Genomic DNA, 26,377 nt, shown 5'->3' on the forward strand with positions numbered 1-26,377 from the left:
GGCCGCCACCGGCTCCGCGCCGCTCACCGCTCCCGCCCCCGTTCCGGCGTCCAGACGTAGAACGGCTCGGCCATGGCGTCCTTGGGTTCGCGCCAGCCGGGGTCGTACGGCGAGACCAGCTCCGCGAGCCGGGTGCTGAGCCGCACGTACGGCTCCTCCTCGCGCGCCCGGTACAGCGCGGGCGTGATGTCCTCGTGCGCCTCGACGAGATGGAAGTACAGGTCGTGGAAGCGGAACAGCGTCCGCCGGGTCACCCCGACCTTCCGGGGCAGCTCCCCGGTGTCCGACTCGGCGAATGCCTCCGCGACGGCGGTGGCGTTGCGCGGCTCCATCCGCGCCACGATCAGGGTCCGGTGCATCGTCTGCCTCTCTGTACGGCGGTCGGGTACGGCCGGAGCTGTGGCGTACGGCCGGTGCCCGTGCGGCTCTGAACGGGCTCGGGGCGCGGTGGACCGCGCCCGCAGCCACACCGTGGCCCGCCCTCCTGACGGGCGGCTCAAGACCGGCGCATGGCCTCAGCGCGCTGTGAGGCGTCCGCGAGACGCGCTGCCAAGACTCGGGGGCGAGCCGGGACCCGAGACGACCCGGTCGCTCCCGGACCGCCGGGACCCGAGACGACCCGGCCGCCCAACGGACCGCGCGGCGGCCGGGCGTCCGAGACAGCGGAGAGAGCTCATGGACCGCACGTCGAACAGCGCCGAGATTCCCCGTTTCCCCTTCGCCGGCACGGATCCGTTACGCCCGCCGGCAGAGTTCGCGGAATTGCGCGCCGGACAGCCGGTCGCGCGGGCCGCGTTGCCGAACGGACACACGGTCTGGCTGGTCACCCGGCACGAGGACGTACGGCGGGTGTTCGGCGACCCGCGGTTCAGCCGGGCGGCCGTCACCGCGCCGGACGCGCCGAAGATCCTGCCGGTGACCACCGGTTCGAAGTCCCTGTTCGTCCTGGACCCGCCGGAGCACACGCGGCTGCGCAAGCTGGTGGCGCGCGCCTTCACGGTGCGCTCCGTCGAGCAGCTGCGCCCGCACGTCGCGGAGCTGGCCGACGGCATGGTGGCCCGCATGCGCCGCGCGGGCCCGCCCGCGGACCTGGTGGAAGGGCTCGCCAGGCCGCTGCCCATCACCGTCATCTGCGAACTGCTCGGCGTCCCGGACGAGGACCACGGGCTGTTCCAGGAGTGGACGGACCTGCTGCTGACCTTCGGGCAGGGATCGGCTGAGCGAGTGCGCGCCGCGGTCGGCGAACTGCGCGCCTATCTGAGCGAGTTGATCGAACGAAAGCGCCGCGACCCGGGCGAAGACCTGCTCTCCGAGCTGGTGGCGGCGCGCGACAGCGCCGAACTGCTCAGCACGGAGGAGCTGCTGGCGTTCGGGCAGACCATGCTCGTCGCCGGCTACCACGCGACGACGGCCGAGATCTGCCACGCCGTACTGAACCTCGCCGGCCCGCCCGTCGCGGAGCTGGCCGCCGACCCCGCGCGCATCCCCGCCGCCGTCGAGGAGCTGCTGCGCTTCTCGCAGGCGGGCGGCGGCGTGGGGCCGATCCGTATCGCCGTGGAGGACGTCGTCATCGGCGGCGTCACCGTACGGGCCGGGGAGGCCGTGCTGCCCTGCGTCAACTCCGCGAACCACGACGAACGGGTCTTCGCCGCCCCCGGCACCCTGGACCTCGCGCGGGAGCACAACCCGCATCTGGCCTTCGGGCACGGCATCCACCACTGCCTCGGCGCCCATCTCGGCAGGGTGGAGCTGCAGGTCGTCCTGGAGGCGCTCGTACGGGAACTCGGCGCGTTCGCGCTGGCCGAGCCCGAGCAGGACCTGCACTGGAGCCAGGGCCGCGCCTTCCGCATCCCGGAGAAGCTGCGGCTGACCTGGTGAGACGGCGCGCCCCGGACTCCCGCGCGCACCCGAGCACGCACCCGTACGCGCCCGCGCACGGGCATCCGAACCCCAGCCCGAACCCGGGCCCGACCCGGCAACCGATCCGTCGAGAGGACCGCCCCATGACCGCCAGAACGCCCGCACACGCAACCGCACCAGCCGCCGCGGGCATACCCGCGCCACCCAGCCCGCGGCCGCTGATCGAGCTCGGTACGTCGTTCTGGGCGTCGAAGACGCTGCTGACCGCCGTCGAGATCGGCCTCTTCACCGGGCTCGCCGAAGGGCCCGTCACCGAGGACGCCCTGCGCGAGCGCTACGCGCTGCACGCACGCGGCGCCCGCGACTTCCTCGACGCCCTGGTGGCGCTCGGCGTGCTGGACCGCGACGCCGGCGGCAGCTACCGCAACGCCCCCGCCACCGACCTCTACCTCGACGAGAACAAGCCCTCGTACCTCGGCGGCTGGATGCGGCAGGCGAGCCGCCGGCTGTTCCACGCGTGGTCCGGGCTGACCGACAGCCTCCGCTCCGGCACCCCGCACATCGGCTGGAACAGCCAGGACTACTTCAACCGGCTCTACGAGAACCCGCGCGAACTCCTCGGCTTCATCGCCGCGATGGACGCCATCACCAACCACCTCGGCCCGGAGCTCGCCGCGCTCCTCGACTGGCGGGCGCACAAGCAGGTCGTCGACGTGGGCGGCGCCCGCGGCAACCTCCTCGCGCACCTGCTGCCCGCACACCCGCACCTCGAGGGCGCCGTCTTCGACCTGCCCGACCTGAAGCCGCTCTTCGAGGCCCACATGGCGCAGCACGGGCTCGGCGACCGTACGCGCTTCGCCACCGGAGACTTCTTCGCCGACCCGATGCCCGCCGCCGACGTCGTCGTCCTCGGCCACATCCTGCACGACTGGGACGCCGGGCAGCGCCGGGAACTGCTGCGCCGGGCGTACGAGGCGCTGCGCCCCGGCGGCATGGTCGTCGTCTACGACCGCATGATCGACGACGCGCGCCGGGAGAACGCCACCGGGCTGCTCGGCTCGCTCAACCTCCTGCTGGTCACTCCCGGCGGCTCGGAGTACACCGCCGCCGAGTGCCAGGAGTGGGCCGCGCAGGCCGGGTTCGCGTCGAGCGAGACCCTCCGGCTCGTGGACGGGCTGGAGACGGCGGTCGTCGCCCACAAGGCGGGCTGACCGTACGGTCACCACCGACGGCACCGCGGCTGCCCGGACGCCATACGCGTCCGGGCAGCCGCACCGCTGTGCCTGCGGAGGAGCCGTCAGCCCGAGAGCTCCACGCCGACCGCGAGCGCGTTGAGGGCGAAGCCGCTCACGGCGAGGACGGAGCGGACGGTGTTCCAGTACGACCAGGCGGCGCGCGGATCGCGCTGCTCCCAGTCGTCGGGCAGCCGGTCGGGATCGAGGCCCATCACCCACCGTTTGAGCGGTACGTTCCGGGTGACCGACACGGCCAGCACGCCCGCCGCCAGCGCCGCCGCGAGCGCGAACAGTGTCCGTGACACCGCCCCGGACGCGGCAGCCGCCAGCGCCGCGCCGCACAGCAGCGTCAACGCGACGCACACCGGCTGGAACGGCTCGAACCGGTTGCCCCAGAACTGCTCCACGCGCACGTACTGTTCGGCCGGCAGCCAGCGCAGCATCGGCATCCCGCCGAGGACGGCCCACAGCAGGACGCCGGCGGCCAGCCCGTTGGCGGCGAGGGCGAGGGGCGCGAGCACGGGAATCATGCGCGCGCTCCTTCCGTACGGGCTTCCCCGCGGGCGCCGCCCGCCCCGCCGCCGGCCCGGGTCACAGCGCCAGCCGCGGCCGGTACAGCCGCAGCCACGTGTCGGTCTGCAGGATCATCTCCACGTCGGCCCGGCTCTGCCAGCCCGTCGCCAGCTTCTCCACGTCCGCCACCGCCTCGCGCGCGGCCTGCACGTCGACGAGCGGCAGCACGGGCGCCGCCGGGTCGTCCAGCAGCGCCGTCAACTCGTCCCGCAGCGCCCGCGCGTGGGCTGTGTCCGGGGTGGACGGGAACGGGTTCTTCGGGCGCTCCAGGATCCGGGCCGGGACCAGTCCGCTCGCCACCTCCCGCAGAAGACTCTTCGATCTGCCGTCGAAGTTCTTCATCGACCACGGGATGCCGTACGCGTACTGCATCAGCTCCGGGTCGGCGAACGGCGCCCGGAACCGCAGCCCGTGCGACGAGGTCAGCCCGTCGTCCTGGGCGAGGCCCATCTCCATCCAGCCGCGCAGATACAGATAGCTGATCTCGCGCATCCGCCGGTCGCGCGCGCTCTCCGGCGGCCCCTCGCCGTCGGGCGGCACCGGCATGTCCGCGACCTCCTCCTCGAAGCGGGCCTCGCAGTACGCGGGCAGATCGAGGAGGCCGAGCAGGTCCGGCGCGAACAGCCCCGAGCCCACCCCGCCGCTGCGCACGTGCAGTTGGGCGGACGCCACCCACGGCAGCGTCCGCCGTGCGACCACCTCGGGGTCCTCCAGCCGCAGGAAGGCGCCGAACAGGGTGTCGGCCCACTCGCCCATCACGGTCACCGGAGTGGCCGAGGCCACCGACCGGAAGAACACGTGCAGCGCCGTCGTCATCTCCCCCACGGGGCACGGCAGATCGGGGTACGCCTGCAGGGCCGCCGCCCGCGCCGTACCGCCCAGCAGCTCCGCACGGTCGAGCTGCACGTCCTGGTGCTCGGTGCCGAGTTCGCGTGCCAGCTCGATGGCGAACGTGCTGTCGTCGGTCCCGGACCGGCGCGCGTTCGCGGAGTGCTCCTTGAAGTCCACGGAGAGCGTCTGCACCCGGCCGCCGCCGCGCCGCTCCGTCTCCCGCAGGGCGAGCGCCGTGATCAGGCTGGAGTCCAGCCCCCCGGACAGCATGATGCTGACCTCGGGGCCGCCGACCGCCAGCCGCCGCGCGACCGACGCGGACAGCAGTTCGCGTACGCGCTCCACCGTCGTCTCCAGGTCGTCGGTGTGCGGCCGGCCCTCCAGCCGCCAGTACCGGTCGGCGGTACGGCCCTCGCGGCCGACCCGCAGCAGCTCGCCCGGCAGCAGCTTCCGCATCCCGCGGAACACGGCGTGCCCGGGGGTGCCCGCGAACGACAGCACCTCGCGCAGCCCGTCCGCGTCGACCGTCACGTCCACCGCGGGGTGCGCCAGCAGCGCCTTCGGCTCGGAGGCGAACAGCACACCGCGCGGCGTCGGGTAGTAGTAGAGCGGCTTGATGCCCACGGGGTCGCGGGCGAGCAGCAGTTCGTCCGTACGCTCGTCCCACAGGCCGAACGCGAACACCCCGCTCAGCTCCCGTACGCAGGCGGGACCCCACGCCAGATACGCCGCCAGCACCAGGTCCGCGTCGCCGTCCCCGTCGGGGCGCCGGCCGCGGGCGATCACCGCGTCGCGCAGCGCCGCGCGGTCGTACAGCTCACCGTCGAAGACCAGCACCGCGGCGGCGCCCGGGGCGCCGGTGGCACACCGCCGCAGGCCCTGGCCCTCGGCGGCGAGCCGCCGGTGGCCCAGCACGGCCCGCTGGCCCGCCCACAGCGCCTCGCCGTCCGGACCGCGCGCCGCCAGGGCACCGGTCATCCGGCGTACGAGCGCCGCGTCCCGCTGGAGTTCGCCGCCGTGGTCCACCCATCCCGTGATTCCAGCCATACCGTTCCGCCTCCAGGCTCAGCCATACGGACCTCGCCGTGCGCCCGCCCGTGGCGCGGCGCACGGCCTTGGCCACATGCTGTCCGGACCCGCTCAAGGGGGAGGTCGAGGACGGCTGACGGGGCGGTACGGGCTGCGGAGGCGTTCTACGTGAGCAGGTGCGGTGCGTGGGCGGCGACCGCTTCCCGCAGCTGCTTCATCGACGGGTTGACCATGGCCTTGCCCGCCACGGTCACCGTCGGCACGGTCTCGTTCCCGTCCGCGACCGAGCGGACGAACGCCGCCGCCTCGGGGTCCTGACGGATGTTCACCTCTGTGTGCTCGAGCTTCGCGCGGCGCAGGCGGAAGCGCAGATGCACGCAGAACATGCAGCCGGGCCGCCAGTACACGACCACGCCGTCCTCGAGTGCGCGCGCCGTGCCCTCCTGGTCCGTGCCGACCTCTTTGTCCTCGGCCATCAATGCCCCCTCAGGTGTGCGCGGCCGGCCCGCGCGACGCTGCCCAGCGTAGGGGAGCGGTGGCGCCGCGGTTCACGGGCCGCCGCGCAGATAGGTGAGTACGGCGAGCACGCGGCGGTGGTCGCCCGCGCTCTGGTCCAGACTGAGCTTGGTGAAGATCGCGCCGATGTGCTTGGAGACGGTGGCGTCGGTCAGCGAGAGTTCCCGTCCGATCGCGGCGTTGGAGCGCCCCCGCGCGATCAGCTCCAGCACCTCCCGTTCGCGCGCCGACAGCTGGGCGAGCGGGTCGCGGCGGCGCGCCACCAGCCTCCGGACCACCTCCGGGTCGACGACGGTGCCTCCGGCGGCGACTTCCTCCAGCGCGGCGACGAACTCCCGGCCGTTCGACACCCGGTCCTTGAGCAGGTAGCCCGTACCCGCGCCGCCCGCCTCGAGCAGCTCGGCGACGTACACCGTCTCGACGTACTGGCTCAGCACCACGATCGGCAGCCGGTCCAGCCGCGCGCGCAGTTCCACGGCGGCCCGCAGGCCCTCGTCGGAGAAGCCGGGCGGCATCCGCACGTCGGTGACGAGCAGGTCCGGCGCGTAGCCGTCGACGGCGGCGGTCATGGCGCCGGTGTTGTCGACGGCCGCCACCACCTCGTGCCCGAGGTGGCCGATGAGCCCCACGAGGCTCTCCCGGATCAGCCCGGAGTCCTCCGCCAGGACGATCCGCATGGCGCTCCCTCAACCGTGTCGTGGCGCCACGCAGGGGATCTCCGTACGCAGCACTGTCGGGCCGCCCTCCGGGCTCGACAGCAGCAGTCCGCCCACTCCGGCGACCCGCTCCGCCAGGCCGCGCAGCCCGCTGCCGCGCTCCGGCGCGGCGCCGCCCGTACCGGCGTCCTCGATCTCCAGCACCAGGTTATCCCCGGCCACCCAGCCGCGTACCCAGGCGCGGTCGCAGCCGCTGTGCTTGGCGACGTTCGCCAGCGCCTCGCTGACCACGAAGAACCCGGTGCTCTCCGTACGGTCCGGCAGCCTGCCCGCGATCCGCAGGTTCACGTCCACGGCGAAGGTCTGACGGCCCGCCAGCTCGTCCACGGCCACCGCCAGGCCGCGTTCCGTCAGCACGTGCGGATGGATGCCGTGCACCAGCTCGCGCAGCTCGGCGAGGGTCTGCGCGGCCTCGTGCTGCGCCTTGTCCAGGAACGCGCCGAGCGGCCGTACGGAGCCGTCCGGGGCCGCCGTCTCCTCCAGCCGCATACGGGCCATGTCGAGCGTCATGGTCAGCCCGATCAGCCGCTGCTGGGTACCGTCGTGCAGGTCGCGTTCGATGCGCCGCCGCTCGGCGTCGAACGCGTCGACCAGCCGTCCGCTCGCCGGCACCGGCTCCATCGCCCCGGCGCCGGGCGTCGGCGCGGGCGCGAGCAGGCGGCGTACGAGCGTCAGCCGTACGGCCGCCACCGCGGTCAGCGCATACGCGGCCGCCACCAGGACGAGGGCGGCGAACCCGGTCACGGCGAGCGCGGAGCCGGGGGAGCCGACCTCGACGTTCAGGACGGTCACGGTGCCGTCGCCGGCGAACAGCGCGTACCACAGCGGGGCGGGCAGCAGCGTCGCGGCGGCGACGGGCGCGGCGACGGTCAGGAAGTCCAGCGGCCACAGGACGGTGGCCGACAGCAGCACGTACCGCAGCTCCCGCCAGGTCGCCGGCTCCCGCCAGCGCACCCGCAGCCAGGTGCGCAGCCCCACGTCGCCCAGCACGCGGTGCGGGGAGCGGACCGGCCGTACGCCCAGCAGCCGCACCCGGCGCCGTTCGACCGCGCCGGCGGCGACGCCGGACACGCTCACGCCCGCCAGCAGCACCAGCCCGAGCAGTACGGGGCTGAGCAGCACGCCGAGCGGCACGGTGACCGTCACCACCAGCAGTGTGCAGGCGCCCGTGACGGCGCCGGAGGCGGCGTACACGGCGCAGCGCCAGGGCAGCGCGGAGCCGACGAAGCGCTGCGGGCGCGCGGCCATGGCGCGGCGGAGTGCGGCCGGCGCGGCCGGTGCGGCCGGTGCGGTCGTCACCGCCGGTGCGGCGCCTGCTCGGACGTCGTCCATGATCCATCCAGCGTAGAAGCGGGGCGCCCGCGGCGCAGTAGAGCTATCTCTACCCCGGACCTACGGACAGCTCTGATGTGCCGCGCCCGGGCCGCGTGGTCCGCTCGTAGGCAGCGGACGGCGGCAGGGCGCGCGTCCGCGCCGAGGAGGACACGGTGACCGACCAAGCACCCCCCAAGAAGCGCGCGCTGACCTGGCGGATGCGCCCCCGTACCCGTAAGACGTGGCTGTTCTGCCACGTCGCGATCTCCGTGGGCTGGCTCGGGGGCGCGTACGCGATGCTGATGATGGCCATCGCGGCGCGTACGTCCGCGGGGGAGCACCTGCGGCCCGCGGCCTACGAGTTGATGCACCTCAGCGACACCGTGATCATGATCCCGTGTGCCCTGGGCACCCTGATCACCGGCCTGGTCACCGGGCTGTACGGCAAGTGGCGGGTGCTGCACCACTGGTGGGTGCTGGACAAGCTGGTGCTGACGGTCGGCGCGGCCGTGTTCGCGTACGTCTACATCGCGCAGTCCGTCAAGGAGGCCCTGGCCCGTACGGAGGCGGACTACGCCGCGGACATCGGCGTGCTGGAGGACGGCGTGATCGCCGGGTCCGCCGGCATGCTGGTGCTGCTGACCACGACCACGCTGCTGTCGACGTTCAAGCCGTGGGGGCGCACCCGCTGGGGCCGCCGGGCGAAGGACAGCCGGCAGCCGGGCGCCGCGCCGCGGCCGGAGCGGCGGGAGCGGCCGGAGCGGCAGCGCGCGGTGGGCCGGACGCAGGGCGCGTCCGCGGCCCGGACCGAATCGGCGGCTCAGGGCGTGTCCTCGGGCGGCGGCACCCCTTAGCGGCCTCAGGCGGGGCGTGGACCGACGCGTGCGTCCGGATGGCAGGACAGGGAGGGGAAGTTGTCCATCAGCACCCGCTGCTGGATCTCCTTGAGCGCCCTGGTCGGCTCCACGCCCAGGTCCCGCTGGAGCGTACGGCGCAGCCGCTGGTACACCTCCAGTGCCTCCCGGCGGCGTCCGCCCATCGCCAGCGCCCGCATGAGCTGGCCGTGCAGCTGCTCGTTGAAGGGGTACAGCAGGATGAGGGACGTGATCTCGGCGACCAGCTCCCGGTGCCGTCCCGACCGCAGTCCGGCCTCGATCCACAGCTCCAGGGCCTCCATGCGGAACTCCTCGAGGCGCGCCGCGTGCGCCTGCAGCAGGGGCCCGCGCGGCACGTCCGCGAACGCGGCGCCGCGCCACATCGGCTGCGCCTGGGACAGCAGTTGGAGCGCGTTCTCCGGGTCCATGGCGAGGCAGGTGCGGGCGCGTTGCACGGCCTGTTCGAAGCGGTACATGTCGATGTTCTCGACGTCCGCCCGAATCAGATAACCGGAAGGGCAGGTGGCGATCAGATCCATGGCTTTCCAGTCGTCCCCGACCAGCCGGCGGCGCAGCTGGTAGACGTAAGTCTGAATCGTCGTGGCCAGTCTGGCCGGGGGCGATCCACTCCATAACTCCGAGGTAATCGTCTCCGTGGAAGTCACCCGATTCGCATTCGTCAGCAGCAGTACGAGCAGTTGCCGCTGCTTCGGCGCGGACGGGACGCAGTCTCCCGCGTCCCCGATTACTTCGAGTCGGCCCAGAACGTTGAACTTCACCACACACACCTCACTCAAGTCACCGCGAAAAAGAAACACTTCACACCGTCCGGCCACGGAGCCGTGGGGACGGTGTACGGCGTACGGCGGAACATGTGCCCCGGGAGTCACTTCTGCCTCAACCGGTGTAAAACACCCCGCATGCTCCGTGCGCAACCGCATGCTCGCCGGTCCCCCTGTCCCCCGCTGCGCGAGGGCGCCGACCGCCCCCGCGCCACTGAATAATCAGTGTCGTAAGTGTTTCGCCAAATCGTCTATGACGATCCCTAGTTTGCCCCGCAGGCCACCCGGCAGCGGGAATGCAACGGAGCAGAGCGGAAACGCATCCCCCATTTCCGGCGGTCGTGACTCATCATGTTCACGACCGGTCCGGTACTACCGACCGGTACCGTTGTCCCCTCCTGCGACATGAGTATCTACTTCTCCATGTTCCAGTCAACGTAAGCCCTGTTCGCGCTCAAGCGATCCTTGAGAAGTCAATTCATGCGCAGCGCTTCCGCATTACGCGTCAGCCGCCGCCGCCGTCCGGCGCCGGTACGCGCGCGAGTTCCGGTGCCGCGGTGTCCAGCGGCACCGAGCCCGAGCGCACCAGCCCGAACTGCACCCCCTGGCGCGGCAGTACGGCGTCGAGGAGCCAGTCCGCGGCGACCCGTACGCGGTTGCCCGGCATCGACAGCAGGTGGTAGCCGCGCGTTACGGCGTTCGCGAGCGGGCCGCCGAGCGGCACGTGCAGCGGGTTCGCCGCCGCCTGCACGCCGCCGAGGTCGACCATGAAGCCGAGGTCGTGGTGCTTGTACGGGCGCCGCGCGCCCTGTCCGCAGGACGCGGCGACGTTGTGCGCGGCGATCCTCCCCTGCCGGTGTGCGTGCTGGGCCGTCATCGGCGTCACGTCGCCGGGGCTGGTCAGGTCCGGTACGGCGGCCGCGTCGCCGCACGCGAACACCTCCGGGTGGCCGGGCACGGTGAGGTACTCGTCCACGCACAGCCGCCCCCGTTCCGTGGGCGTCCCCACGGCCTCGACCAGCGGGTCGGGGCGCACTCCCACGCACCAGATCAGCGAGCGGCTGGCGACGAACTCCCCGTCGTCGAGCAGCACTCCCTCCGGAGTGGCCTCCTTGACGGAGGTGCCCGTACGGATGTCGACACCCCGGTCGCGCAGCACCCGTGTCGCCGTCCGCGACAGCCTCTCGTCCAGCTCCGGCAGGATGCGGTCGGCGATGTCCAGCAGCAACCAGCGGGGCCGCGTGGCGCTGCTCAGCCCGGTGTTCTGGCGGGCGAGCGCGTCGGTGAACAGCACGCCGTGCGCGGCGACTTCGGTGCCCGTGTACCCGGCGCCGACCACGACGAAGGTGGTGCGCGCGGCCTGCTCCTCCAGATCGTCCGTGGCGCCGGCCATCTCCGTCTGCCGCGTGAGGTGGTCGCGGAGGTAGAGCGCCTCGGGCATGCCGCGGAAGCCGTGCGCGTGCTCCGCGACGCCGGGGATGGGCAGCAGCTTGTTGACGCTGCCCACGGTGAGCACCAGCCGGTCGTAGTCCAGCGGCCTCAGCTCGCCCTCCGGGTCGGTGTACGTGATCCGGCGGGCCTCCAGGTCCACGCCGCCGACCTCGCCCAGCACCAGCCGTACGCCGCGCAGGTTGCCGGTGAGCGACACCGAGACACGGCGCGGCTCCAGCGTGCCGACGGCCACCTCGGGCAGCAGCGGCAGATACAGAAAGTAGTCGTGCGGGTTGACGAGCACGATCTCGGCGGCGCCCCTGGCCCGGCGGGAGAGCGTACGTGCACACTGGTAGCCGGCGAAGCCGCCTCCGACGATCACGATGCGAGGGCGTCGCTGCACGGTGGACCTCCTGCGTCAGCGGTCGCGGCACGTCCGGGGGCGGGCGCGCCGCGTACGGGCGTGCGTCCCGCGTATCCGCCGGAGCGCCCCCGTACACATGCGTCACGCGCGGTGACGCCCGCCGCCGTGAACGCCCGCCGCCGTGATGCCCGCGACGGCGGGGCCCCTGGCTACGACAGCGGGCGCGCCGAGCGGAACCGGTGCAGGTGGATCAGCACGCTGTGCCCGTCGCCCAGCACGAACGGCCGGTACGGGTCGCCGGGCGGCCCGATGTCCCGGGTGACCCGCGACTCGTTCAGCCACGCGCGTGCCGCGGGCGGCGCGGACCGCAGGTCCAGCAGGAAGTTGCGGCTGCCCGCCACGTTCACCACCCGGTCCAGCAACTCCTCGCTGCTGCCCTCGCGCGGCGGCCCGAACTTCGTCGTCTCCCACCCGCCGTCGTCACCCGGCACGGTGGCCGCGCCGCGCCCGAAGGTCGTGCCCACGCTGAGGTAGTCGTCGCCGAGCAGCTTCCGCAGGTACGCGCCCTGCGTCCGCGGATACCGCGCGGGCGCGTACGTCTCGTACGCCGTGTGCCCGTTGTGTGCGGCCAGCAGGATGCGGTGGCCCGTGTTCCGGTGCCACCAGGCGGTGTTGCGGGCCATCAGCTCGTCGCGGTAGCGCATCGCCTCCGGGATCTGCCGCTCGTCCTCGAGGTCGTACGACAGCAGCGTGGCGGTCTGCGCGACGACGCGCGCGTGCTGCACGGTCCACGCGTACGACGGCCTGCCGCCCTCCGGGCGCAGCCCCTCCAGCAGGGCCACGGCGTGCCGGGCCTGGCCGGCCATGCGGCGGCGCTCGGGCTGGGGGAGCGCGCTGAAGTCGGACTCCTCGGCGTGCGCCCACAGTTCGCGGTAGAGCCTGCCGAACATGGGGCGCAGCGACGGGTGGTGCTCCGTGACATAGCCCAGCACGCGTTCGAAGAGGGTGTCGGCGATGCGCGGGTACGCCAGGTCGTTCCCCATGAACTGCACCTGCCGGTCCGGGTTGCGGAGGTTGTGCTCGCGCATCCACGTGATCAGGTTCAGATACTCCCGTACGTTCCAGGGCCACTTGCCGTTCCCGAACTCCTCCGCCATGATCGCGCGCGGCTCGCCCGTGCCGTGCCGTACGAAGTCGTTGATGCGCAGCCCCGCCGCCCAGTTGGTCTCCAGCGCGAAGGTGGTGAAGCCCTTCTCCTCGACGAGGTAGCGGAAGACCCGGTGCCTGAGCGTGAACAGCTCGCGGGCGCCGTGCGCCGCCTCGCCGAGCCCGACGACGGCGCTGCGGCCGATCGCAGCGCCGAGCGGCCGCAGGTCGGACAGGTCGCCGTTCGGCCGTACCGACCGCAGCGGCCGGGAGGCGCGGGCGAGGGCGGCGAGCACGGTCTCCGCGCCCTTGGCGCGCGGGCCCGCGGCCGGTCCTGCGGCAGGCCCGGGGTCCGGCCCCGCTGCCCGCGAACGGGCGCCGGCGCGGGCCGGTCCGCCCGCTGTGACCGTCAGCGCCAGCGCGGGCAGGGCGGCGAGCAGCGTCCGGCGTGAGACGAGTGGCATCGGGTTCTCTCCCTGAGGCACGTGGTCGGCGGACCGGCCCGGTCGGCCGCCGGTCCGGCCCCCAGCCTCCCCGTGTACACGCCAGGAAGCGAACCGGATACCACCCGCCCTCAGGTGGTGCCAGCACCACCTACCCCGGTATGACGCGCGGAACGCCAGGTCCGGTGCCCTGTCCCAAACCTGGCGACCCGTCAGCGTCCCGTCAGCTACCCGTCGGGTACCCGTGAGTGATCCGTCAGTAGTGCACCCGGGCCCCCACGGCGCGGTGGTCCGAGAAGACCAGCGGGCTGTCACCGTCCTGACTGATCTCCTCGTCCGCCTTGTTGCCGTCCTCGAACGTCGGCACCACCGTGCCCGTGATCCGCGGCAGCGCCCCGCCCGGCTTGCGCGCCAGCACGTAGTCGACACGCCGGAGCGACTGCGTCTCCAGCGTCCACCTGTCCGCCCGGCACCCGGCCGGGTCGCTCTGCGTGGCGCAGTGGGCGTACACGGCGTCCCGGAAGCCGTACTTCCCGCCGAGGTCGCCGTTGGCCGCCTCGTACCAGGTGCGCCACGCGCCGTCCCGCCGGTCGTGGGCGTTGGTGTCGCCGCCGGCCACGTACAGGTCGGTGGCGCCATGGCCGGCGTGCTCGTCGTAGCCGTCCTCGGTCAGCTCGTTGGACAGCTCACCGATGTTCGAGTCGGCGCAGGCGTCGCCGCCGTGGCCGATCGTGGGCCAGTGGAAGGAGGCCGCGGTGACCGTCTTCCCCGATACCTTGTCGTGCAGCAGCGCCTTGACGCCCTTGGTGCGCGGCTGGTCGTTATTCACGCACTGGCCCGCGACCTCGTTCTGCGCCTGCCAACGGTTCCCGGGCGAGGCCGACTTGACCAGCTCCAGCCGGTCCGTACGCCAGATCACCGCGTTCGTCTGGCGTTTCTTGAACGGGTTGCAGGCGCCGCCCGTGGTCGGCTCCGGGTCGTTCTCGGCGAGCACACCGGCGTACGCCTCGCCGAAGTGCGACTCCATCCGGTCCAGCAGCAGGTCCAGCTGGTCCCGGTTGTTGAGCTGCTGCACCAGGTAGACGTCCGGCTTCAGCTCCTGGGTGCGCATGTAGTACATCAGGTCGTGCCAGTCGCCCGCGCACTCCTCCGGCGGCCGCTCGTCGGTCGTCGGCAGGTTCTCCACGTTGGCGTCGTAGACCTGCAGCGAGCCCGGGTCGTCGTTGGGCCGCGCTTCCGCGGCGGCGGCCGCCGCCGCGTCCCCCGCCTGTGCCTGTGCTCCCGCCAGCACAGGCACGGCGAGGGCCCCCGCCCCCAGCAGCGCGGCCAGCCGCGCCTTCCGACCCGCCGTTCCGGCCGTTCCGGTCGTTCGCGGATTTCCCATGACGTCCTCCCCCCGACTCCCCACCCCGGAGAATCCGGCACGAGGCTAGACGGAGAACGGCGGGGTTCCGCGGCCCTTCGGCCAGGACCGAAAGTGGGGAGCCGGATTCCGCTTCGCCGCCGGAGTATGGCGGCCATGGTCCGGACCACTAGTGCGTTCAACTGCACTATGTCAACCGGAGTTTGACGCGCCGGGTCGCTGTGCACCTAGACTCACGGAGTGCGACGGCTCGACTACGCACCGGGCTTGCCGCGCCGTCAGTCAAATCGGGGTTGCCCGAGTTCACCGGGGGATGCCGTGGAGCCGTGCCTCCACGATGTCGGGAGATGCGATCGATGACCACCGCGCCACGTACCGCCGAGCGGACACGCTGCGCCCTCTGCCGCAAGCCGCTGACCGACCGGCTCACCGGCGTGCTGGACCGGCAGGAGTGGGACGCCCGCGCGTCCAGAGCGGCCGACCGCGCGCACCGCCGCGGCCAGCCGCTCGCCCTGGTGCTCGCGGACCTCGACCGCTTCAAGGCCGTGAACGACACGTACGGCCACCTCGCGGGCGACGCCGTGCTGGGCGCCGTCGCGTCGGTGCTGAACGGCATGGACGGCGGCATCGTCGGGCGCTACGGCGGCCACGCCGGCGACGAGTTCCTCATCCTGCTGCCCGGCTCCACCCGCGACGAGGCACTGGCCGTCGCCCGCTGCGCCCAGGAGCACATCCGGCGGCTGACCGTGACCGCCCGCGCCAGCCGCAGCACCACCGTCGAACTCACCGGCCAGGCTGTCTCGATGGGCGTGGCCTGCTGCGACGGTACGGTGCCCGCGGCCCGCGCGAGTCTCGCGGACCTCGTCCTGGACGCGGACGTCGCCCTGCGCGAGGTGAAGCGCGCCGGCGGCGGACGCGCCCGTACGGCGGACAGCGCCACCGCACCGGACGCGCCGATCCGCATCCCCCTCGCGGCGTTCGGGCACGCCCCGGAGGGCGCGCGCGGCGCGCCCGGCGGCCCCGGTGCTCCCGGTGCTCCCGGCGAGCTCGTGCTGTCCGCCGCCGGAGCGGCCCGGCTGCACGCGCTGCTCGGCGAGGCGCTCGGCCGTACGGGCGCCCCCGGCCCGGTCCTCGTCACGGCCCCGGTCCCCGCGCCGGCCCGCGCCGCCCGGTGAGGGGAGGCCCGGCACCCAGGCCCGCGACCGGCAGCACAGCCCGCGACCAGCAGCACAGGGGAGCCGCCCCGGGTGCCGACGGCGCCTGCCGCCCCTTCCGCCCCGGCTGATCTACGCTCGGTCCGGAACGTCCCGAAGGCCCGAACCCGCCGGGCGCCCCCGGGACACGAGTCGAACGAGGGGATGGCCATGGCCGCCGCGAAAGTCGCCGACCAACTCGTCCAGGTCCTGATCCAGTCCGGTGTCCAGCGCGTCTACGGAGTCGTCGGCGACAGCCTCAACCCGTTCGTCGACGCCATCCGCCGCTCCGACGGCGCGCTCCGCTGGATCCACGTACGGAACGAGGAGGCCGCCGCCTTCGCCGCGGCCGCCGAGGCCCAGATCACCGGGCGGCTCGCGGTCTGCGCCGGCTCCTGCGGGCCGGGCAACACCCATCTGGTGCAGGGGCTGTACGACGCCCACCGCAGCGGCGCGCCCGTCCTCGCCATCGCCTCCCACATCCCCACCACCCAGATCGGCACCGGCTTCTTCCAGGAGACGCACCCGGAGAAGCTGTTCAGCGAGGCCGCCGACTGGTGCGAACTGCTCTCCCAGCCCGAGCAGATGCCCCGCCTCGCCCGTATCGCCGCCCAGCACGCGCTCGGCGGCTCCACCGTCTCCGTACTGGTCCTGCCCGGCGACATCGGCGAGAAGCCCGCGCCGAACCCCACCGGCCGCACCGTCCCCACCCCCGCCTGCGGCACCGTCACCCCGGCCCCGCACGCCGTACGGGACCTCGCCCGCCTCCTCAACGACGCACGCACCGTCACCCTCTTCTGCGGTGCGGGCGTACGCGGCGCGCACAGCCAGGTGATGCGGCTCGCCGACACCCTCAAGGCGCCGGTGGGGCACACGCTGCGCGGCAAGGAGTGGATCCAGTACGACAGCCCGTACGACGTCGGCATGATCGGGCTGCTCGGCTACGGCGCCTGCCACGACGCCGTACACGACGCCGACCTGCTGCTGATGCTCGGCACCGACTTCCCGTACGACGCGTTCCTCCCGCAGGCCAAGACCGTGCAGGTGGACCACGACGCGCGCCGGCTGGGCCGCCGTACGCCGCTGGAACTGGCCGTACACGGCGACGTCGGCGCCACCCTCGACGCCGTACAGCCGCTGCTGGAGCCCGCGGCCGACCGGCGCTTCCTCGACACGATGCTGCGCAGGCACGAGCGCGCGCTGACGACGGCCGTCGACGCGTACACCCGGAACGTCGACCACCACGTCCCGATCCACCCCGAGTACGCCGCGAGCATCCTCGACGAACTCGCCGCCGACGACGCCGTGTTCACCGTCGACACCGGCATGAACAACGTCTGGGCCGCCCGCTACCTCACCCCGAACGGGCGCCGCCGCGTCATCGGCTCCTTCAGCCACGGCACCATGGCCAACGCCCTGCCGCACGCGGTCGGCGCGGCCTTCACCGACCGGTCCCGGCAGGTCGTCTCGCTCTCCGGCGACGGCGGTCTCGCGATGCTCCTCGGCGAACTCCTCACCGTCCGGCAGCACGACCTCCAGGTGAAGACCGTCGTCTTCAACAACGCCTCGCTCGGCATGGTCCGGCTGGAGATGATGGTCGACGGGTTGCCCGCGTACGAGACCGACCACGCCGCCGTCGACTACAGCGCCATCGCCCGCGGCATCGGCATCCCGGCCTGGCGGGTCGAGCAGCCGAGCGGCATCCGCGACGCGCTGAGCGAGGCGTTCGAACGGCCGGGGCCCGCGGTGGTCGAGCTGATCACGGACCCGAACGCGCTGTCGGTGCCGTCCCACATCACGTTCGGCCAGGTGAAAGGCTTCGCGCTGGCGGCGGGACGCACGGTGCTGGACGGCGGCGTGGGCACGATGCTGGACCTGGCCCGCGCCAACCTCCGCAACATCCCCCGCCCTTGAGTACGGCGCTCAGCCGCCCACTCCAGCCCGTCCGGCGTTGAAGGGGCGGGACTGGGCTGTCGGCGAACGCCGGACGGGCTCAAGAGCCCGTCACTTCAGGAGGCGCGACAAGCGCCGATCCGCAAGCGGCTTGCCCCCGGTCTGACACGTCGGGCAGTACTGCAACGACGAGTCGCTGAACGACACTTCACGCACCGTGTCCCCGCAGACGGGACACGCCTCACCCGTACGCCCGTGCACCCGCAGCCCGCTCTTCTTCTCGGCCTTCAGCCGCCCGGCGGCCACCCCGTGCGAGCGCTCGACGGCATCGCGCAGCGTCGTTCCCACCGCCTCGTACAGCGCGTCGGCCTGCTCCTCCGAGAGCGTGTCCGCGATCTTGAACGGGGACATGCGGGCGGCGTGCAGGATCTCGTCCGAGTACGCGTTGCCGATCCCGGCGATCACCCGCTGGTCCCGTAGCACGCCCTTCAGACGGCGCCGCTCGCCGCGCAGCAGGCCGCGGAACAGCTCCGCCGAAAAGCCGTCGCCGAGCGGATCGGGGCCGAGCCGCGCGATGCCGGGTACGTCGTGCGGGTCGCGTACGACATACACCGCGAGCCGCTTCTGCGTGCCCGCCTCGGTCAGATCGAACCCGGCGCCCTCCGGCTCCGCCAGCCGCAGCCGCAGCGCGAGCGGGCCCTTGCCGGGCCGGGGCGGCGTGGACGGCAGGCTGTCCTGCCAGCGCAGCCAGCCGGCCCGCGCGAGATGGGTCACGAGCTGCAGTTCGCCGGCCTCGAGGGCGAGGAACTTGCCGTAACGGGACACGCCGGTGAAGGCGCGTCCTTCGAGCGAGTCCAGGGGCGGTTCGTAGGTCTTGAGGACGCTGATGGCCACGGGCTGTACGCGCGCGATCCGCCGGCCGTCGAGCCGGCCGGCCAGGAACGCGCGGAGGGCCTCGACTTCCGGCAGTTCGGGCATGCTCCCCAGTCTGCTGGCTGAAAAGCGTCCTGTCACACCCCTTGACGGCGGGCCGTGCCCGCCCTCAGGGTGTCCGCTAATCCGCATTACTCCAGTGCTGCTCCAGCCGCCGTAAAACTAATGCGTATTAGTAATGAGGAACCGGAACGAGCCGAAAGGTGCCGATGAGCAGCAAGCGCGGTCCGCAGGCCCCCCGCCGGGGGCGCCCCCGGCAGGCAGACGTGGCGCGGGAGGCCGGCGTGTCCCAGACGACGGTGTCGCTGGTACTCGGCGGCAACAAGCAGGGCATCGTCATCCAGGAGGCCACCCGCGTACGGGTGCTGGAGGCGGCGCGCTCACTCGGCTACGTCCCCGACCCGGCCGCCCGCAGCCTCGCCGCCGCCCGCAACAGCCTGCTCGGCGTCTTCAGCTTCACCGCGACCTTCCCCACCGACGAGCGGCACTCGTACTACCCGCTGCTCGCCGGCGTCGAGCAGGAGGCCGCCGCGCAGGGCTACGACCTGGTGCTGTTCACCGGCTCCAGCGCGCACGGGCCCGCCGCCACCACGCCCGAGGCGCTGGACCGGGTGCGGCTGGCCGACGGCTGCCTGTTCCTCGGGCGGCACATACCCGCCCGCGAGCTGCGCCGCCTCGTCCAGGACGGCTATCCGGCGGTGCACATCGGCCGCCGCGACGAGCTGGAGGGCCTGGCCTGGGTCGGTGCCGACTACGTGTCGGCCAGCGCCGACGTCGTACGCCATCTCGCCGAGGCCGGGCACCGCCGCATCGTGCTGGTGCGCGAGGACGACGACGCGCCCGCCTCCACCGACCGCGAACGCGGCTTCCTGCTCGGCCTGGAGCGCGCCGGACTGCCCGGCGGCCCCGAGACGGTGGCCCGTACGGCGGAGCCCGCCGCGGAGATCACGGCGGAACGCGTACGGGCGTGGCGCGCGGCCGGGGTCACGGCGTTCGTCGCGGAGGAGACCGACACGGGCGGCGCCTGGCGTGCGCTGTTCGGCGCGGTCGGGGCGGCGGGCCTGGAGGCGCCGCGCGACCTCTCGCTGGCGCTGCTCGGGGCGCCGCCCGCGGACCTCGGGGCGGAGCCCGTGCCCACCGGGTTCGACGTGCCGCGTACGGAGTTGGGGGCCACGGCCGTACGGCTCCTGGTGTCCGTGATGGCGGGCGAGGAGCCGGAACAGGGGGCCTCCGGTGCCGTACCGGGGCCTGCCGTACCCGGGCCGCTGGTGCCCTGCGCGTTCCGGGCCGGTGCCACGGCCGGTCCGCCGCCGGAGACGGCACCGGAGACGGCACCGGAGACGGCACCGGAAGCGGCGCCGGGCGCGGCACCGGACGGCGGCTGACGCGCCGCCGCCGTCGCTGGCCGACCCGCACGCCCACGTACGGCCGACACCCCCCAGACCACAGACCTCCGCAGACCACGGACCTCCCGCAGACCAGAGAACGACAGAACACAGACCGCAGAAGGAGACGTACATGCCCCATCCGACAGCCGTTCCGGCCGAGACCGACGTCCTCATCGTGGGCGGCGGCCTGGGCGGCGTGGCCGCCGCCCTGGCCGTGTGCCGGGCGGGCCGCCGGGCCGTCCTGACCGAGGAGACGGACTGGATCGGCGGTCAGCTCACGTCGCAGGCGGTGCCGCCGGACGAGCACCCGTGGGTGGAGCAGTTCGGCACCACGGCGACGTACCGCGCGCTGCGGGAGGGCATACGGGGTTACTACCGGCAGTGGTATCCGCTGCGGTCCGAGGCGCTGGCGCAGCGCGAACTCAACCCGGGCGCGGGCCGCGTGAGCAAGCTGTGCCACGAGCCGCGCGTCGCCCTCGCCGTGCTGGAGGCGATGCTCGCGCCGCACCGCGCGTCCGGCAGGCTCACGCTGCTCACCGAACACCGGGCCGTGCAGGCCGAGTCCGACAACGATGTCGTACGCGCGGTCACGCTGGAGGACACACGTACGGGGGACCGGCACGCCGTCGCCGCCCGCTACGTACTCGACGCCACCGAGACCGGCGAACTCCTCGAACTCGCCGGCGTGGAGCACGTCAACGGCGCCGAGGCGCGCGCCGAACACGGCGAGCCGCACGCCCCCGAGCGCGCCGACCCGCTCAACCAGCAGGGCATCACCGTCTGTTTCGCCCTCTCGCACCACCAGGGTGAGGACCACACCATCGACCGGCCTGCCGACTACGGCTTCTGGCGCGAGTACCGCCCCGCCTTCTGGCCCGGCCCGCTCCTCGGTTTCCTCGCGCCCGACCCGCGCAGCCTGGAGCCCGTACCGCGGACCTTCGTGCCCAACCCCGAACTGGATCCGCTGGACGTGGCCGCCGACCAGAGCGCCGACGCCGGGGACAAGGAGCTGTGGGGCTTCCGCCGCATCCTCGCGCGCAAGCTGCACCGGCCGGGCGCGTTCGGCTCCGACATCACCCTCGTCAACTGGCCGTTGAACGACTACTGGCTGACGCCCTTCGCCGGAGCCGGTGAGGAGACCGCGCGTGCCGCGCTCGACGGGGCGCGGGAGCTGTCGCGTTCCGTCCTGTACTGGCTGCAGACCGAGGCGCCCCGCGCCGACGGCGGCACCGGCTTCCCCGGGCTGGCGCTGCGGCCCGATGTCACCGGTACGCCGGACGGGCTGGCGAAGGCGCCGTACGTGCGCGAGTCGCGCCGTATCCGGGCGGTCACCACCGTCACCGAACAGGACGTGGCGATCGACCTGGTGGGGCCGTACGGCGGAACCCGGCACCGGGACGCGGTCGGCGTCGGCAGCTACCGCATCGACCTGCACCCCTCCACGGGCGGCGACAACTACGTCGACATCGGCTCCGTGCCGTTCGAGATCCCGCTCGGCGCGCTCGTACCGCGCCGTGTGCGGAACCTGCTGCCCGCCGCCAAGAACATCGGCACCACGCACATCACCAACGGCTGCTTCCGGCTGCACCCCGTCGAGTGGAACCTCGGCGAGGTCGCCGGCGCGCTCGCCGCGCACTGCCTGGACGAGGCGGTCGAACCGCGGCAGGTGCAGGCCGAGGACAAGCGCTTCGCGGAGTTCGCGCGGCTGCTGGACCGGGAGGGGGTGCAGCGGCACTGGCCCGACGTACGGGGCTACTAGCGGCCGTAGGCGACGGCGCGCCCCCGCGGCGCTCGGCCGCGCCGTTGCCCGCCGCGCCGCCGTCGCCCGCAGAGCAATCGCCCGCCCAGGAGCCGCCCGCCGGAGCGCCGCCGTACGGACGCGGCGAAGAGAAGTGCGCAGCACGACCCGTATCCGAGACGACACGAAGAGGTGCACGAGCATGAACTCTCCACGCGTCCGCGTCGGCATCGACGTGGGCGGGACCTTCACCGACGCCGTGGCCGTCGACGCCTCGACCCTCGGCCTGCTCGGCCAGGTCAAGGTGCCCACCAGCCACCACCACGAGGACGGCGTCGCGCACGGCATCGTCGACGCGCTCGACCGGCTGCTGGCACAGGTCGGCTGCGCCCCGGAGGAGGTCGCCTTCCTTGCGCACGGCACCACGCAGGCCACCAACGCGCTGCTCGAAGGCGACGTCGCCACCGTCGGACTCGTCGGCATCGGCACCGGCCCGGGCGCCGCGCTCACCCGGCGGCTGGCCGCGCTCGGCCGGCTCCAGCTCACGCCCGGCAAGCGGTTCCCGCTGCACTATGCCCACGTCGACGACCCCTCCGACGCCGCCCGCGTACGGGCCGCCGTGGAGGAGCTGCGCGGGCGCGGCGCCGAAGTCCTCGTCGCCAGCGAGCCGTTCAGCGTGGACCTCGCCGAGGGCGAGCAGGAGGTGGTCGCGGCGGCGCGCCCGTACGGCATGCCGACGACCGCCGCGCACGAGATCACGTCGCTCTACGGCCTGCACAAGCGCACCCGTACCGCCGCCGTCAACGCCGCGATCCTGCCGAAGATGCTGGCCACCGCCGACCTGGTGGACTCGTCCATCACCAAGGCGGGCGTGACCGCGCCGCTGATGGTGATGCGCTGCGACGGCGGCGTGATGTCCCTGGACGAGATGCGCCGCCGCCCGCTGCTGACCGTGCTGTCCGGGCCCGCGGCGGGCGTCGCGGGCGCGCTGATGCAGGAACGGGTCAGCGAGGGCGTGTTCCTGGAGACCGGCGGCACCTCCACCGACATCAGCGTGATCCGGCGCGGCAAGGTCGCCGTACGGCACGCCACGGTGCTCGGCAAGGGCTCGTACCTGTCGGCGCTGGACGTACGGACGGTGGGCGTCGGCGGCGGCTCGATGGTGCGGATCGGCAGCGGGGGCAAGGGAGTCGGCGCCGGGCTCGGCAAGGGTCTCGGCAAGGGGCCCGGGAAGGGCGGCCTGACCCTCGGCAAAGGTGTCGGCAAGGGGAGCGGGGGCGGAAGCGGGGGCCGCAGGGTCACCGCCGTCGGGCCGCGCAGCGCGCACATCGCCGGGCTGCCGTACGCCTGCTTCGCCACGCTCGAAGACCTGCGCGACGCCCGGCTGGTGACCGTCAGCCCGATGGAGGGCGACCCGCCGGACCACGCCGTGCTGGACGCCGCCGGCGGCCGGTACGCGCTCACCATGACCTGCGCCGCCAACGCACTCGGCCGCGTCCGCGAGGGCGACTTCGCCCGCTGCGACCCCGCCGTGGCCCGCGCCGCGCTCGAACCGCTCGCGGCCGAGCTCGGCACGGACGTCGCCGGGGCCGCCGCGCAGGTGCTGGACGCGGGCGCCGCGCCCGTACGGGAAGTCGTCGACACGATGATCCGCGACTACCGGCTCGACCGCGACGCCGTCGTGCTGGTCGGCGGCGGAGGCGGCGCCGCCGCGGTCACCCCGCATCTGGCCGCGGGCAGCGGGCTGGAGGGCCGTATCGCCGAACACGCCGAGGTGATCAGCCCCATCGGCGTGGCGCTGGCGCTCGTGCGCGAGCAGATCGAGCGGATCATCCCCGGCGCCACGCAGGAGCAGATCCTCGGCGTACGGAACGAGGCGGAAAGCGCCGTCGTCGCGCAGGGCGCGGAGGCTTCGGGGGTCGAGGTGGAGGTCACCGTCGACCCGCAGACGAGCACCGTACGGGCGGTCGCCACCGGCGCGACCGAACTCCGTACGCAGGACCGCGCGCACCGCGCCGACGCGGGCGAGCGGTTGCGTACGGCGGCCGCCAGCCTCAAGGCCGAACCGGACGCGGTGCGGGTGCTCGCCGAGACGGACGCGCACACCGTGTACGGCACCGAGTCGCGGCGCCGCTTCCTGCGCGGCACCCGGCACCCGGTACGGGTCGTGGACGCGGACGGCGTCGTACGGCTGCACGCCCCGGACGCGCGGATCGAGACGACGACCGTCGCGCAGGCACCTGAGCAACTGGCGCGCCTCGTACGGGAGTCCACCTCGTACGGCGACGGCGGCGTACGGGCCCCGGCCCTGCGGCTGCTCCTCGGCTCCCGCATCGCGGACCTGTCGGGCGTGCTGGAGGCGCAGCCGCTGCTCGCGCTCGCCCGCAGCGAGCTGCGGGCGCGGCACGCGGACGATCCGGTGGTGGCCGTCGTGGAGGTGCGGACGTGACGGCCGTGGCGCGCCGGGCCGCACACGGGCGTACGGGCGGCACCTCCGGCGGAACGGGCCGCGGCGGAACGGGCCGCGGCGACGGGCGTACGGGCGGTGCGGGCCGCGGCGGCACGGAGCTGCGGGCGCTGCGCGCGGACTGCGGGCGGCTGGCCGCGCTGGACGACCGGGAGTTCGCCGTACGGCTGCTGGCCGCTACGCCCACCCACGAGGGGCGCGATCCGGCGCTGCTGGACCGATGGGCGTACGCGGCCGAGGAGTTCGGGACACGCCTCGCCACCGGGGCATACGGCAACGCGGCCGGGGAGGGCACGGCGGACACGCCCGGAGCGCACGGGGTGCACGGCGGCGGGCCGCGCGTCGTGGAGCGCGCCGGAGGGCTGGACCCCGAGCGGCTGCTGCTTGCGCGCTACACCTCCCGGCCGCCCGCCGTCGAGCTGTACGTCGACACGCTCGCGTACGCAGAGGAGCTGATCGACGCGCTCGGCTGGCGCGACTGGTACCCGGCGGGCTCCGTACGCGCCGCCGCCCTCGCCCACGAGGAGGCGCACTGCCGCCTGCACGAGCGGGCCGAAAAGGCAGCGCTGCGGCGGGCGTTGGACCACACCGTGCTGCGCGTGGGGCGGTTCCGGTTCGCCGGGCACGTCGCCGGGGCCGACGAACTCGCCGCGCACAGCTACGCGCGCGCCGTCTGCGGCCTCGGGCGCAGCCCGCTGCTGCTGACCGCTGCGCTGAGCCGCGCACTGCCGCTCGTACCCGGGACCGCACCCGTGGCCGGGACCGCACCCGTGGCCGGGACCGCACCCGTGGCCGGGACCGGACCCGTGGCCGGGACCGCACCAGTGGCCGGGACCGAACCCGCGCCCGTACGGAACGACACGACCAGACACAACCGGCCAGACCCGAGAGAGGGGTGAGCCCTGATGGGCATCGTCATCCTGGTGATCATGGCGGTCGGCGTCGCCGCCATGCTCAGCCGCAAACTGCCCACCGCGTTCGCCCTGGTGCTGCTCGGGGTGGCCGTCGCGGTGGTCGCGGACGCGCCGTTGACCGGCAAGAACAGCCTCATGGACAGCGTCCTCCAGGAGGGCGCCGTGATGCTGGCGTCCACCATGGTCGCGATCCTGCTGGGTTCCTGGCTGGGCAAGCTGCTGGACGAGACGGGCATCGCGAGCACCCTGGTGCGGAAGATCGTGGAGTTCGGCGGTGACCGCCCCACGATCGTCGCGCTCGGCGTACTGGGCGTGTCGCTCCTCGTCGGCACGGTCACCGGCTCGGCACCGGCCGCCATGCTGGCCGGAATCATCGGCATCCCCGCGATGATCGCCGTGGGCATCCCCAAGATCACGGCAGCGGGCACGATCCTGATGGGCATCGCGGCGGGCATGCCGTTCGAGCTGCCGGTGTGGCAGTTCTTCTCCACCGCGCTGGACCTGCCGGTGCCGACGGTCCGGGGGTTCATGCTGAAGCTGTTCCCCTTCGCCCTCTTCTTCGCGGTGCTGTTCGTGCTCGTCGAGTCGCGCCGCAGGGGCGTCGAGCACACCTGGTCGCTCAGGTCGCCGGAGAAGCGGGCCAGCCGCTCGCGGCGGCTCGGCGACGCGCCCTGGTACGCGCTGCTCACGCCCGCCGTGCCGATGATCCTCGCGCTCGGCTTCGAGCTGGCGATCATCCCGTCCATGCTCGCCGGCGTGTTGTACGCGCTGTTCACCACGACACGCCCGCGCGAGATGAACGCCCGCCTGCTGCGTACGCTCTACGCCGCGTTCGACGTCGCCGCCGCCCCGATCGCCCTGTTCATCGCGATCGGCGTGCTGCTCACCGCCGTACAACTGCCAGGCGCCGTCGACGCGCTGGAGCCGCTGGTGGAGTCCGTCAGCCCGCAGAACCAGGTGCTGTTCGTGCTGCTGTTCACGGTGCTGGTGCCGCTCTGCCTGTACCGCGGCCCGCTCAACGTGTTCGGTCTCGGCGCCGGCATCGCCGGTGTCCTGATCGCCACCGGCATCTACCCCGCCATGGCCGTACTCGGCCTCACCACCTCGTACAACCAGGTGCTCGGCGTCGCCGACCCGACCAGCACGCAGACGGTGTGGAGCGCGCAGTACTCGGGCGTGTCGCCGCAGCAGGTGATGGTGCGGACGCTGCCGTACGTCTGGTGTGTCGCGCTCGGCGGACTGTGCGTCACCGCCGCGCTCTACCTCTGAGTCCCGCCCCCGGGCCTTCAATCCTCGTCCATTTTCAGTCAGTTCACGGTTCACGGTTCACAGTTCACGGTTCGCAGTCCGACCTTCCCGATTCACCGAACGGA

20 protein-coding genes and 1 pseudogene are annotated in these 26,377 nt (G+C 73.4%); 10 read left to right on the forward strand and 11 right to left on the reverse strand.

The features are described from left to right. Window positions 1-23: 23 nt before the first annotated feature. Window positions 24-359 (reverse strand): TcmI family type II polyketide cyclase, encoded by a 336-nt coding sequence (locus DVA86_RS07605; RefSeq protein WP_208876820.1) that lies wholly within the window; start codon window positions 357-359, stop codon window positions 24-26. A gap of 316 nt (window positions 360-675) precedes the next feature. On the opposite strand from DVA86_RS07605, the gene DVA86_RS07610 reads away from it, so the two are divergent. Both DVA86_RS07610 and DVA86_RS07615 read left to right on the forward strand, forming a co-directional pair. Beyond that, window positions 676-1,878: a cytochrome P450 gene (locus DVA86_RS07610; RefSeq protein WP_208876822.1), complete on the forward strand. Its 1,203-nt coding sequence runs from the start codon at window positions 676-678 to the stop codon at window positions 1,876-1,878. A gap of 125 nt (window positions 1,879-2,003) precedes the next feature. Further along, window positions 2,004-3,071, forward strand: a complete 1,068-nt coding sequence (locus DVA86_RS07615) for a methyltransferase (RefSeq protein WP_208876823.1) — start codon at window positions 2,004-2,006, stop codon at window positions 3,069-3,071. A gap of 86 nt (window positions 3,072-3,157) precedes the next feature. On the opposite strand, the gene DVA86_RS07620 is transcribed toward DVA86_RS07615, so the two are convergent. The 5 genes from DVA86_RS07620 to DVA86_RS07640 all read right to left on the reverse strand — a co-directional run bounded on the left by DVA86_RS07620 (window position 3,158) and on the right by DVA86_RS07640 (window position 8,092). After that, window positions 3,158-3,625, reverse strand: coding sequence for an anthrone oxygenase family protein (locus DVA86_RS07620; protein ID WP_208876824.1), 468 nt, complete (start codon window positions 3,623-3,625; stop codon window positions 3,158-3,160). A gap of 61 nt (window positions 3,626-3,686) precedes the next feature. Further along, on the reverse strand, window positions 3,687-5,546 hold the full coding sequence (gene asnB / locus DVA86_RS07625; RefSeq protein ID WP_208876826.1) for an asparagine synthase (glutamine-hydrolyzing): 1,860 nt from the start codon (window positions 5,544-5,546) through the stop codon (window positions 3,687-3,689). A 146-nt stretch (window positions 5,547-5,692) separates the two neighbouring features. After that, entirely contained in the window at window positions 5,693-6,004 is a 312-nt protein-coding gene (locus tag DVA86_RS07630; protein WP_208876828.1) for a glutaredoxin domain-containing protein, read from the reverse strand. A gap of 72 nt (window positions 6,005-6,076) precedes the next feature. Continuing rightward, on the reverse strand, window positions 6,077-6,721 hold the full coding sequence (locus DVA86_RS07635) for a LuxR C-terminal-related transcriptional regulator (protein ID WP_208876830.1): 645 nt from the start codon (window positions 6,719-6,721) through the stop codon (window positions 6,077-6,079). A 9-nt stretch (window positions 6,722-6,730) separates the two neighbouring features. Beyond that, complete coding sequence (locus DVA86_RS07640) at window positions 6,731-8,092, reverse strand: sensor histidine kinase (protein ID WP_208876831.1); 1,362 nt, start codon at window positions 8,090-8,092, stop codon at window positions 6,731-6,733. A gap of 155 nt (window positions 8,093-8,247) precedes the next feature. On the opposite strand from DVA86_RS07640, the gene DVA86_RS07645 reads away from it, so the two are divergent. Beyond that, window positions 8,248-8,928 carry a hypothetical protein gene (locus tag DVA86_RS07645; RefSeq protein ID WP_208876832.1) on the forward strand — a complete coding sequence of 227 codons (681 nt, stop codon included), beginning with the start codon at window positions 8,248-8,250 and terminating at the stop codon, window positions 8,926-8,928. A 5-nt stretch (window positions 8,929-8,933) separates the two neighbouring features. Here DVA86_RS07645 and DVA86_RS07650 read toward each other — a convergent pair whose 3' ends face one another. From DVA86_RS07650 to DVA86_RS07665, 4 genes are all read right to left on the reverse strand, one after another. Continuing rightward, window positions 8,934-9,728, reverse strand: a complete 795-nt coding sequence (locus DVA86_RS07650) for an AfsR/SARP family transcriptional regulator (protein WP_208876834.1) — start codon at window positions 9,726-9,728, stop codon at window positions 8,934-8,936. A gap of 508 nt (window positions 9,729-10,236) precedes the next feature. Continuing rightward, window positions 10,237-11,544, reverse strand: coding sequence for an NAD(P)/FAD-dependent oxidoreductase (locus DVA86_RS07655; protein WP_208884482.1), 1,308 nt, complete (start codon window positions 11,542-11,544; stop codon window positions 10,237-10,239). Window positions 11,545-11,735: 191 nt separating this feature from the next. After that, window positions 11,736-13,136 carry an erythromycin esterase family protein gene (locus DVA86_RS07660; protein ID WP_208876836.1) on the reverse strand — a complete coding sequence of 467 codons (1,401 nt, stop codon included), beginning with the start codon at window positions 13,134-13,136 and terminating at the stop codon, window positions 11,736-11,738. Window positions 13,137-13,371: 235 nt separating this feature from the next. After that, window positions 13,372-14,499 (reverse strand): hypothetical protein, encoded by a 1,128-nt coding sequence (locus DVA86_RS07665; protein ID WP_208876837.1) that lies wholly within the window; start codon window positions 14,497-14,499, stop codon window positions 13,372-13,374. A gap of 335 nt (window positions 14,500-14,834) precedes the next feature. On the opposite strand from DVA86_RS07665, the gene DVA86_RS07670 reads away from it, so the two are divergent. Beyond that, the gene (locus DVA86_RS07670) at window positions 14,835-15,653 is read left to right on the forward strand and encodes a GGDEF domain-containing protein (RefSeq protein WP_208876839.1); all 819 of its coding nucleotides are present in this window, start codon (window positions 14,835-14,837) and stop codon (window positions 15,651-15,653) included. Between the two features lie 189 nt (window positions 15,654-15,842). Next, window positions 15,843-17,585: a pyruvate dehydrogenase gene (locus DVA86_RS07675; RefSeq protein WP_208876841.1), complete on the forward strand. Its 1,743-nt coding sequence runs from the start codon at window positions 15,843-15,845 to the stop codon at window positions 17,583-17,585. Between the two features lie 90 nt (window positions 17,586-17,675). Here the strand turns inward: DVA86_RS07675 and DVA86_RS07680 are convergent, their stop codons facing one another. Beyond that, window positions 17,676-18,542, reverse strand: coding sequence for an Fpg/Nei family DNA glycosylase (locus tag DVA86_RS07680; RefSeq protein ID WP_208876843.1), 867 nt, complete (start codon window positions 18,540-18,542; stop codon window positions 17,676-17,678). Window positions 18,543-18,706: 164 nt separating this feature from the next. Between DVA86_RS07680 and DVA86_RS07685 the strand changes: the two genes are divergently transcribed. From DVA86_RS07685 to DVA86_RS07705, 5 genes and pseudogenes are all read left to right on the forward strand, one after another. Then, window positions 18,707-19,882, forward strand: coding sequence for a LacI family DNA-binding transcriptional regulator (locus DVA86_RS07685; protein ID WP_208876844.1), 1,176 nt, complete (start codon window positions 18,707-18,709; stop codon window positions 19,880-19,882). Between the two features lie 133 nt (window positions 19,883-20,015). Then, the gene (locus tag DVA86_RS07690) at window positions 20,016-21,644 is read left to right on the forward strand and encodes an FAD-dependent oxidoreductase (RefSeq protein WP_208876845.1); all 1,629 of its coding nucleotides are present in this window, start codon (window positions 20,016-20,018) and stop codon (window positions 21,642-21,644) included. Window positions 21,645-21,825: 181 nt separating this feature from the next. Next, on the forward strand, window positions 21,826-24,072 hold the full coding sequence (locus DVA86_RS07695) for a hydantoinase/oxoprolinase family protein (RefSeq protein WP_208876847.1): 2,247 nt from the start codon (window positions 21,826-21,828) through the stop codon (window positions 24,070-24,072). A 119-nt stretch (window positions 24,073-24,191) separates the two neighbouring features. Beyond that, window positions 24,192-24,821 (forward strand): annotated as a pseudogene (locus tag DVA86_RS07700) (hypothetical protein); the annotation flags it as partial. Window positions 24,822-24,995: 174 nt separating this feature from the next. Further along, the gene (locus DVA86_RS07705) at window positions 24,996-26,273 is read left to right on the forward strand and encodes a TRAP transporter large permease subunit (protein ID WP_208876848.1); all 1,278 of its coding nucleotides are present in this window, start codon (window positions 24,996-24,998) and stop codon (window positions 26,271-26,273) included. Window positions 26,274-26,377: the final 104 nt, after the last annotated feature.

It is taken from the genome of Streptomyces armeniacus (assembly GCF_003355155.1).
Lineage (GTDB): Bacteria > Actinomycetota > Actinomycetes > Streptomycetales > Streptomycetaceae > Streptomyces > Streptomyces armeniacus.